This window comes from Synechocystis sp. LEGE 06083 (assembly GCF_015207725.1).
Taxonomy (GTDB): domain Bacteria; phylum Cyanobacteriota; class Cyanobacteriia; order Cyanobacteriales; family Microcystaceae; genus Synechocystis; species Synechocystis salina.
On sequence record NZ_JADEWJ010000186.1, the window covers coordinates 1 to 7,721 of the forward strand.

The 7,721-nt window shown below is 47.0% G+C and carries 8 protein-coding genes; 6 read left to right on the forward strand and 2 right to left on the reverse strand.

The window, feature by feature from the left end; all coding sequences use genetic code 11:
• Positions 1–148: 148 nt before the first annotated feature.
• Positions 149–2,344, forward strand: a complete 2,196-nt coding sequence (gene psaB, locus IQ219_RS13670; RefSeq protein WP_190598962.1) for a photosystem I core protein PsaB — start codon at positions 149–151, stop codon at positions 2,342–2,344.
• Between the two features lie 21 nt (positions 2,345–2,365).
• On the opposite strand, the gene IQ219_RS13675 is transcribed toward psaB, so the two are convergent.
• Positions 2,366–2,551: a hypothetical protein gene (locus IQ219_RS13675; RefSeq protein WP_194072979.1), complete on the reverse strand. Its 186-nt coding sequence runs from the start codon at positions 2,549–2,551 to the stop codon at positions 2,366–2,368.
• A 394-nt stretch (positions 2,552–2,945) separates the two neighbouring features.
• On the opposite strand from IQ219_RS13675, the gene IQ219_RS13680 reads away from it, so the two are divergent.
• Together IQ219_RS13680 and IQ219_RS13685 are read left to right on the forward strand one after the other, a co-directional pair.
• On the forward strand, positions 2,946–4,247 hold the full coding sequence (locus IQ219_RS13680) for a diguanylate cyclase (protein ID WP_190598964.1): 1,302 nt from the start codon (positions 2,946–2,948) through the stop codon (positions 4,245–4,247).
• A 272-nt stretch (positions 4,248–4,519) separates the two neighbouring features.
• The gene (locus tag IQ219_RS13685; RefSeq protein ID WP_190598965.1) at positions 4,520–5,218 is read left to right on the forward strand and encodes a response regulator transcription factor; all 699 of its coding nucleotides are present in this window, start codon (positions 4,520–4,522) and stop codon (positions 5,216–5,218) included.
• Here the strand turns inward: IQ219_RS13685 and IQ219_RS13690 are convergent.
• Positions 5,215–6,189 carry an alpha-ketoacid dehydrogenase subunit beta gene (locus IQ219_RS13690; protein WP_190598966.1) on the reverse strand — a complete coding sequence of 325 codons (975 nt, stop codon included), beginning with the start codon at positions 6,187–6,189 and terminating at the stop codon, positions 5,215–5,217. The genes IQ219_RS13685 and IQ219_RS13690 overlap by 4 nt on opposite strands.
• Positions 6,190–6,565: 376 nt before the next feature.
• Here IQ219_RS13690 and IQ219_RS13695 point away from each other — a divergent pair, with 376 nt between their 5' ends.
• The 3 genes from IQ219_RS13695 to IQ219_RS13705 all read left to right on the forward strand — a co-directional run.
• A complete protein-coding gene (locus IQ219_RS13695) occupies positions 6,566–6,877 on the forward strand; it encodes a carbon dioxide-concentrating mechanism protein CcmK (RefSeq protein ID WP_010872076.1) in 312 nt (103 codons plus the stop codon).
• Positions 6,878–7,031: 154 nt separating this feature from the next.
• Positions 7,032–7,370: a carbon dioxide-concentrating mechanism protein CcmK gene (locus tag IQ219_RS13700; RefSeq protein ID WP_010872077.1), complete on the forward strand. Its 339-nt coding sequence runs from the start codon at positions 7,032–7,034 to the stop codon at positions 7,368–7,370.
• Positions 7,371–7,434: 64 nt separating this feature from the next.
• Positions 7,435–7,721, forward strand: a 287-nt coding sequence (locus IQ219_RS13705; RefSeq protein WP_194072980.1) for a glycerate kinase, incomplete at its 3' end; no start/stop codon positions are given.

Below are 7,721 nucleotides of genomic sequence, written 5' to 3' on the forward strand. Positions count from 1 at the left end.
CTTTAATAGAAGCGGTTTTAATTTCGCTTTTACCCTATATTCACCCCTATAACCCCTTGTTATAGTGGCTTTAACAATCCGGAAATGAGCAGCGCTTCTGCATTAGCCTCATTTTGCTTGCTTAACGAGGAGAATTTCCGAAAAAGCTATGGCAACTAAATTTCCTAAATTTAGCCAGGATCTCGCCCAAGACCCGACTACACGGCGTATTTGGTACGGGATTGCTACGGCCCACGACTTTGAAACCCACGATGGGATGACTGAGGAGAATCTTTACCAAAAGATTTTTGCCTCCCACTTTGGTCACATCGCCATCATTTTCCTGTGGACGTCTGGCACCCTTTTCCACGTTGCGTGGCAAGGTAATTTTGAACAATGGATTAAAGATCCTTTAAACATTCGCCCGATCGCCCATGCGATTTGGGATCCCCACTTTGGCGAGGGGGCAGTTAATGCCTTCACCCAAGCTGGGGCTTCTAACCCGGTTAACATTGCTTATTCCGGGGTTTACCACTGGTTCTACACCATTGGTATGACCACCAACCAAGAGCTCTACTCTGGTGCGGTCTTCCTATTAGTGTTAGCTTCCCTGTTTTTGTTTGCAGGCTGGCTACACCTCCAACCGAAGTTCCGTCCTAGCTTAGCTTGGTTTAAAAATGCCGAATCCCGCTTAAATCACCACTTGGCTGGTTTGTTCGGGGTTAGTTCCTTGGCTTGGGCTGGTCACTTGGTCCACGTCGCGATTCCCGAAGCCCGGGGTCAACACGTTGGTTGGGATAACTTCCTGTCTACCCCTCCCCACCCCGCTGGTTTGATGCCTTTCTTCACCGGCAATTGGGGCGTGTATGCAGCGGATCCCGACACTGCTGGCCACATTTTTGGTACTTCTGAAGGTGCTGGTACCGCAATCTTGACCTTCCTGGGTGGTTTCCATCCCCAAACGGAAGCTCTCTGGTTGACGGACATTGCCCACCACCATTTGGCGATCGCCGTGATCTTCATCATTGCTGGTCACATGTATCGTACCAACTGGGGCATTGGCCACAGCATCAAAGAAATTCTTAATGCCCATAAAGGTCCCCTAACCGGCGCAGGCCATACCAACCTGTACGACACCATCAATAACTCCCTCCACTTCCAACTCGGCTTAGCCTTGGCAAGCTTAGGGGTTATTACTTCCCTGGTGGCGCAGCACATGTACTCCCTGCCCTCCTACGCCTTTATTGCCCAGGACCACACCACCCAAGCAGCCCTCTACACCCATCACCAGTACATTGCTGGATTCTTGATGGTCGGTGCTTTTGCCCACGGTGCCATCTTCTTTGTCCGGGATTACGATCCTGTGGCCAATAAAGATAATGTGCTGGCCCGCATGCTTGAACACAAAGAAGCACTGATTTCCCACCTCAGTTGGGTATCTCTCTTCTTGGGCTTCCACACCCTTGGTCTTTATGTCCATAACGATGTGGTGGTGGCCTTCGGTACCCCCGAAAAACAAATTCTGATCGAGCCTGTTTTTGCTCAATGGATTCAAGCAACTTCCGGTAAAGCTCTCTATGGCTTTGACGTATTGCTCTCCAATCCTGACAGCATTGCTTCCACCACTGGAGCCGCTTGGCTACCCGGTTGGTTGGATGCTATCAACAGCGGCACCAATTCCCTGTTCTTGACCATTGGTCCTGGGGACTTCTTGGTTCACCACGCCATCGCCCTAGGGTTGCACACCACTGCCCTGATCTTGATCAAAGGTGCTTTGGATGCCCGTGGTTCCAAGTTGATGCCGGACAAAAAAGACTTCGGTTACTCCTTCCCCTGTGACGGCCCCGGCCGTGGCGGTACCTGCGACATCTCTGCTTGGGATTCCTTCTACCTAGCCATGTTCTGGATGCTGAATACCCTGGGCTGGTTGACCTTCTACTGGCACTGGAAACACCTCGGTGTTTGGACGGGTAACGTTGCTCAGTTCAACGAAAACTCTACCTACCTAATGGGATGGTTCCGGGATTATCTCTGGGCAAACTCTGCTCAGTTGATCAATGGTTACAATCCCTACGGTGTAAATAATCTGTCGGTTTGGGCTTGGATGTTCCTCTTCGGACACCTGGTCTGGGCCACCGGCTTCATGTTCCTGATCTCTTGGCGGGGTTACTGGCAAGAGTTGATTGAAACCATCGTTTGGGCCCACGAGCGCACTCCTTTGGCGAACTTGGTTCGTTGGAAAGATAAGCCCGTTGCGTTGTCCATCGTTCAAGCCCGTTTGGTTGGCTTAGCCCACTTCACCGTTGGTTATGTCCTCACCTATGCGGCATTCCTAATTGCTTCTACAGCGGGCAAGTTCGGTTAGCGAAAATCCTCTGTTAGGTAATTAAGCTTGTCCCCTGCCTTCGTTGGTGGGGGATTTGCTTTGGGGATTAAATATTGCCATGGAAATCTGGCGATCGCCTAGGGGTACCGCCCGAACTAATTGGATTTGCTCAATGCCACTGTCAATGAAATCCGCTCTTGTATATTTAGCCAACTTGCCCCGCCCATACCGTGTGCAGACAACCACAAATTGTTCATCTGATTTTTGTTCAACCAAATGCCGTGATTATTCATGAGTAGCATTGTGGCTTCAACCTATTCTCAGTCGAACTTTAAATAATTGAGATTATTTTGATAGAATCGAGGAAATGCTCATTAGAGCCTACTCAAAAACAAACTATCGGAATTTTACACCCACTCTCTTCAAAATTCTCTCAAGACCAACAGGAAAGCGAAAGAGTTTATCTTGAGTTGACTCGTGTCCCAAAAACTTTGCTGGCGGTGGTCACCGGCGGCCCTTGGTTGGGATCTTATGATTCGTTTTAAATATTTTCGGCGAACACTTTATCTCCTAATGATTTCCTGATAGTAGAAGTTTTCCCGACAATCATCCACATTTTAATAAGCCGGATTGGCTGGATATGAGTATTAAAAGAAAAGTATTGATGTTTTTATCTTTGCTATTTCTAACAGCCATTGGTAACGGTGCCATAAGTTTTCAAATAGAAAAATATGGTGAAGAAAAACTAGAATGGGTCAATCATACGAATCAAGTTTTAGGTGAAATAAGTAACTTTTTAGGCAGTATAGATAACGCTGAAGCTAATCAAAGAAATTATTTGCTTACCAAAAGGCTATCCTATTTGATGCATTATCAGATTAGTTTAGAAAAAATTGAATATCATTTCAAGCAATTGAAAACTTTGACTATAGACAATCCTATTCAGCAACAACGTTTAGACTCCATCAAAAAATATCTTGAAATTAATCTCAATGAGTTATCAGAAACAACTCGTTTAAATCAGGAAAATAATTATGTCAAATCCCTTGAAATTATCAATCAAGGTAAAGGCAGGAAGTCAATGGAAGATATCAGAAATGTACTTAGGGAAATGGTAAATACAGAAAATGTTTTGCTAGAGCAAAGGAAGGGTGATTACCGAAGGAACAGAGCAGTGCTATTTACATTTATTTATATTCAGATCATGTTTTTTGTATTTCTTGCCTTTATGACTCTCTCATTTTTAAATAAACAATTATTTTCACCACTGAAACTACTTCTTGCTAGCACAGAGAAAGTTGACAAAGGCGAAAAACTTGATGTTTCAGATATTTTGCCCAATGATGAAATTGGCTATCTACTCTCTGCTTTTTTTAAAATGAACGAAAGAGTGCAGGAACGGACGCAAATATTAGACTATAAAGTTCACCATGATGAATTAACTGGGCTGGAAAATCGAGCAGACATGTTTGATAAAATTGACGATTCTATCAAAAAATCACAACAATGCAATTCTAAAACTGCCATTTTATTTATAGACCTAAATAAATTCAAAAAAATTAACGATACCCTTGGCCATGACGCTGGAGATCTAGTACTAAAGGAGACAGCTAATCGACTTCAGCAGGCTGTTCGCTCTGATGATGATCTGTTCCGCATCGGTGGAGATGAATTTATTTTGATAATACAAAATCTTGAGAATAGCTTAAAGGTTGAGGATATTGTCTTTAATATCTTAAAGATTTTTAAAAGACCTGTAATAATTCAGGGCCAATCAATTGAAATTTTGCTCAGCATTGGCATTGCCATTGCACCTGATGATTCAGAAAAAGGTGATGAAATTTTAAAATTTTCTGATATTGCAATGTACGAAGCCAAGCAGGATGAAAATACTGAGTTTAAATTTTTTGATCGAAGTATGCTGAAGCGTTGGAGTGATTAGTGAGCAACCTATTGTAAATAAAAGAATGGAACGCTGTTATTTGCTATTATTCAATGTCATTCGCAAATACCATTCCATTTACTCCGTCCTTGATTTTGTTAGCTCCTTCCCTAAGCTTGACATCCACGATCATACGTCACTAGAAATACTGCATGCTGTGGGAATAACTTTTTCAATCAATTATAAAATTAATTAGTAAGTCAGTCGGAATCATATTTGGTTCCAGTTTGCTTCCAGGGATGGGTGGTCTATTTGTGGGAGGAGAATTAGCCATGGCCAATATTCTTTTAGTGGACGACGAAAATGCTTTAACGGAACCTTTAAGCAAAGCATTAGGGCATCAGGGTTATCGCACTGATGTGGCCGACCAAGGTCAAATGGGTTTAGCCATGGCGATCGCCGGTCAATATGACTTATTAATCCTTGACTGGATGTTGCCCCAGGTATCTGGGTTGGAAATTTGTCGTCAAATTAGGGCTCTGGGACGGTCAACGCCGGTTTTATTTCTCACTGCTAAAGATACCCTCGATGACCGGGTGGCGGGCTTAGATGCCGGTGGAGATGACTATTTAATTAAACCTTTTGAATTAAGGGAACTTTTAGCCAGGGTGCGAGCCCTATTGCGACGGCAAGGCCAAGGAGAAATCTCTCCAGAAATTCCAGGTAAAAGCAATGTGCTTAGTGTCAACAACGTCAGCCTAGATGTGGCTAATCAAGTGGCCTATTGTCAAGGTCAACGCATTGCCCTGTCGGAAAAGGAAGTGGCCCTGCTGAGTCTGTTCCTTCAGGCCCCGGGGCAAATTTTGAGCCACGAGGAAATCTATGCTCGCCTCTGGCCGGGAGAATCCCCCCCCAGTAGCAACGTTTTGGCCGCCCTAGTGCGGTTGCTACGACGCAAAATTGAACAGCCCAATGCCCCCCGCCTGATTAATTCTGTTTATGGCAAGGGCTATTGCTTCGAAGTCTATTAACCGACGATCGCCTTGACCGCGTCGACAATTTGGGGTGGTTGGACAATGGTCAGCCGTTCCAACATGCCGTTATAGGGGGTGGGAATATCCTGGGAAGAAAGGCGCACCACCGGAGCATCTAATTCATCAAAGAGATGGTCATTGATGAGGGCGATTAATTCTGCCCCAATGCCGCCAGTCTTCATACATTCTTCGACAATAATTACCCGATGGGTTTTCTTCACCGAAGCGCTAATGGTTTCCATGTCAAAGGGCTTGAGGGAAATCAGGTCAATTACTTCCGGGTCGTAACCTTCTTTTTCCAAGGTTTTGAGGGCCTGTAAGCAATGGTGACGCATGCGGGAATAGGTCAAAATGGTCACGTCTTTGCCAGGGCGCACCACTTCCGCTTTATCCAAGGGCACAATATATTCGTAGTCGGGCAGATTTTCCTTCAGGTTGTACAGCAGTACGTGCTCAAAAAATAACACTGGGTTATTGTCCCGAATGGCCGCCTTGAGCAGACCCTTGGCATTATAGGGGGTGGAGCAAGCCACAATTTTTAGCCCCGGCACTGCATGGAAATAGGCCTCCAACCGTTGGGAGTGCTCTGCCCCTAACTGCCGGCCTACGCCCCCAGGCCCCCTAATGACCATGGGAATTTGGTAATTACCGCCGGAAGTGTAGCGCAACATGCCGGCATTGTTGGCAATTTGGTTAAACGCCAACAGTAGGAAACCCATGTTCATGCCTTCAATGACTGGGCGTAATCCTGTCATGGCCGCCCCCACCGCCATGCCGGTGAAACTGTTTTCGGCGATCGGGGTATCCAACACCCGCATTTCGCCATACTTTTCGTACAAATCCTTGGTCACCTTGTAGGAACCGCCATAGTGCCCCACATCTTCTCCCAGCACAAGGACGTTGACATCCCGTCCCATTTCTTCGTCAAGGGCTTGGCGTAGGGCGGCAAACAGTAGGGTCTCAGCCATGATTTCTGGGGGAAAACTTAGTTTGTAGTAACGATTTGGACCGCCGCCGCATCTCCCCCCGCTGATCCGTAAAGATAAAACAAGCAAGGGCGATCGGGGCACAACAATCTAGTATTTTGACACACTGACTGGCCCCCATAGCGGGGATTTTAGTCAGGGGGCAAGGTAGGCATCGATTAGGGCACCAGCTCGAAAGCTATTCGTTGTTCCCTGCCCAAGCAACCAATTCCCCTGGTTAACAGCCCTGGCACCTTGCGTGTTGATTTGCCCGTGCCACGTTTTTGATAGGATGAAAGGCTAGCTGAGTTCTAATCCTCGCTTACCCAGTCCGATTGATGATTGATTGTTCCCATCCGTCCCCCCAGAGGAATTTCCCATGCCCCAGGCCGTTGGCGTTATACAAACTCTTGGCTTTCCCTCCGTTCTGGCCGCCGCCGATGCCATGCTCAAAGGGGGAAGAGTGACCCTGGTGTACTATGACTTGGCGGAACGGGGAAATTTTGTGGTCGCAATAAGGGGTCCAGTGTCGGAGGTCAATCTCTCGATGAAGATGGGTCTAGCCGCGGTCAATGAATCCGTTATGGGGGGAGAAATTGTCAGCCACTACATCGTCCCCAATCCACCCGAAAATGTCCTGGCGGTTCTGCCGGTGGAATACACAGAAAAAGTAGCTCGCTTCCGCACCTAACGGAGACTTTGCTGCCGTCGTGGTCCGATGTACACCACTTAGCCTATAGTTGACCATGGGATTCTCGCTAATCTCCACCCCGACCAGTCGTTAAGTCGAGGGTTTTGGTTCGACCTGTCCTTTAGTTTTTGCCGCCACTGTCAAGGAGAAAAATATGTCCGCCCAATCCGCCGTCGGTTCCATTGAAACCATTGGTTTTCCCGGTATTCTTGCCGCTGCTGATGCCATGGTTAAGGCCGGTAGGATTACCATTGTGGGCTACATTCGGGCAGGGAGTGCTCGGTTCACCCTTAACATTCGTGGAGATGTGCAGGAAGTGAAAACTGCCATGGCGGCGGGTATTGATGCCATTAACCGCACGGAAGGGGCAGATGTGAAAACCTGGGTGATTATTCCCCGGCCCCACGAAAACGTCGTAGCGGTTCTGCCTATTGATTTTAGTCCTGAGGTGGAGCCTTTCCGAGAAGCCGCGGAAGGTCTGAATCGTCGTTAATTTTTTTCGTTAGTTCGTAAGAAAGTGCAACAGGTGTGGATAGGGGAGGCTGGAAGATGCCCTGATGCGCCGAATCCTGATTGCACCAGACTCGTTTAAAGGGACTCTCTCCGCTGGGGAGGTTTGCCGTATTACATCGGAAGTTTTAGCACCAGAATTTGACTGTGTTGCCCATCCCTTGGCCGATGGCGGGGAAGGAACTCTAGAGGCGATCGCCCATAATCTCGATAGCCAATGGCAAAAGGTGCGGGTACAGGGCCCATTGCCTGGTCAAAAGGTTGACGCCCGTTATTTATGGTTAGCAGAAAAGGAAACAGCGGTCATTGAAATGGCCCAGGCCAGCGGTTTACC